The organism is Spiroplasma sp. ChiS, from assembly GCF_002968355.1.
GTDB classification, from domain to species: domain Bacteria; phylum Bacillota_I; class Bacilli_A; order Mycoplasmatales; family Mycoplasmataceae; genus Spiroplasma; species Spiroplasma citri.
The window spans coordinates 1-1,740 of record NZ_PUUH01000082.1 but is presented as its reverse complement, the minus strand read 5'-3'; the positions used below and the strand labels follow the sequence as shown (position 1 = coordinate 1,740).

The following is a 1,740-nucleotide window of genomic DNA, read 5'->3' as shown; positions in this document are numbered from 1 at the left end:
AATTGAAAATTGTTAATTGAAGGAAAAAATGAAGAAATTAATAATACTTTAAAAACTTATATAGGATTAAAATTAATTGGAAAAACATGATTTATAAATAATTGAAAAGGTGAACAATTAAAACCTGATACTTGAAAAATTTTTGGTTATAAAAGTATTTATCGTTGAGATGGTGTTGGTGAACCACAATTACCAACCATTGATAAAAACACCGGTGAGATTACTGATTGAAAAGGTTAAAAAGGAACTGAATAACAGTTCCTTTTTTATATTAATCGCACAAATTTCATAAAAATAATTAATAAAAAGATATTTGTTATTGTACTATACAATGCGGGATTAAATTTTCATACCTCAAATATTTGATTAAAAAAACTATATACTGTTTCAAAAACCTTTCCAACACCACTCGCTAACTCATTAACTTGTTTAACACCGGGAATAGTGTTAACAATTCAAATCACGGCATTTTTAATATGAGTTTCAAAATCTCATCAACCTTTAGGAGTTATATATTGCACTTGAAATCATTGTTTATCGGGAAACAACCCACCATTATTAATTTCTTGTCAATTATAAATCCCAAAATTAAAATCATAATAACGATACATATCGTTTTCTTTTTGTGCTTGCAATTCAAAAACATTATAACCGATTTTTTGTTCTTCAATTTTTTTATATTGCAAACCATATTTATTTTGTAAATCACCGCCAAAAACATAACCCGAATTTAACTTAATATCATAATTATTAGCAACCGAAAAATCATAATTAAAAACACTACCATAATTATTAATCGTATAAAACCGATTTTTAAATGCTGAATATAATTTAATATCTAATTGCTTATATTTATCAGAAAAATAAAAATATCGTGGATAAATTTTAAAACCATTATTTACTAATAAACCATATTTTTTATTATAACCTTGAACATAAGTGTTATTCTCTAAATCAAAAATCGTGCGTAAATAATTAGTATAAAATTTTTGTGAAATCTTAAACATACTATTTAATAATTTATCAAATTGCAATTTATCGTTAATATTCTCACTCAACAAAATATTATTAAAATTTTGTAATTTCAACGCAAAAAAGTTAACTAAAACAGTATCATACTGTAAATTATCAATATATGCATTTTCAATAAACGAACTACGATTTTGAAACACTGGCACCAATGCACTTGCAAAAAAAGACTGTAAAAACTTAGATAAATCAAACTGACCGCTAAACTGTTGATAATACTTTAAATCTTTACTATTTAATGATGAATAAATTGAACCATTAAAATTAAAAACTTTACCCATTCCCGTTCGCATAAAACTAAAATTAAAACTTAAATCATCATTATTAATATTATTTAACTCTAAACTACCAGAAATAATTAAATTTGCTTCATCAACAGTCAAAATCATTCGATAAATTGCTTTTTTAATATTTTTAACATCCAACTCATCAACCGTAACTGTTGATAATACTTTAAATCTTTACTATTTAATGATGAATAAATTGAACCATTAAAATTAAAAACTTTACCCATTCCCGTTCGCATAAAACTAAAATTAAAACTTAAATCATCATTATTAATATTATTTAACTCTAAACTACCAGAAATAATTAAATTTGCTTCATCAACAGTCAAAATCATTCGATAAATTGCTTTTTTAATATTTTTAACATCCAACTCATCAACCGTCTCAAAATCAAAAATTATCCGCTTTGTACCAACCTTATTCG

1 protein-coding gene and 2 pseudogenes are annotated in these 1,740 nt (G+C 24.1%); 1 reads left to right on the top strand and 2 read right to left on the bottom strand.

The features are described 5' to 3' along the window. Positions 1-240 (top strand): annotated as a pseudogene (locus C6B38_RS09780) (DUF3688 family protein); the annotation flags it as partial. Between the two features lie 26 nt (positions 241-266). On the opposite strand, the pseudogene C6B38_RS03075 reads toward C6B38_RS09780, so the two are convergent. Both C6B38_RS03075 and C6B38_RS03070 read right to left on the bottom strand, forming a co-directional pair. After that, positions 267-1,466, bottom strand: a pseudogene (locus tag C6B38_RS03075) (spiroplasma phage ORF1-like family protein); the annotation flags it as partial. Continuing rightward, on the bottom strand, positions 1,388-1,687 hold the full coding sequence (locus C6B38_RS03070) for a spiroplasma phage ORF1-like family protein (RefSeq protein WP_443028742.1): 300 nt from the start codon (positions 1,685-1,687) through the stop codon (positions 1,388-1,390). The pseudogene C6B38_RS03075 and the gene C6B38_RS03070, both read right to left, overlap by 79 nt. Positions 1,688-1,740: the final 53 nt, after the last annotated feature.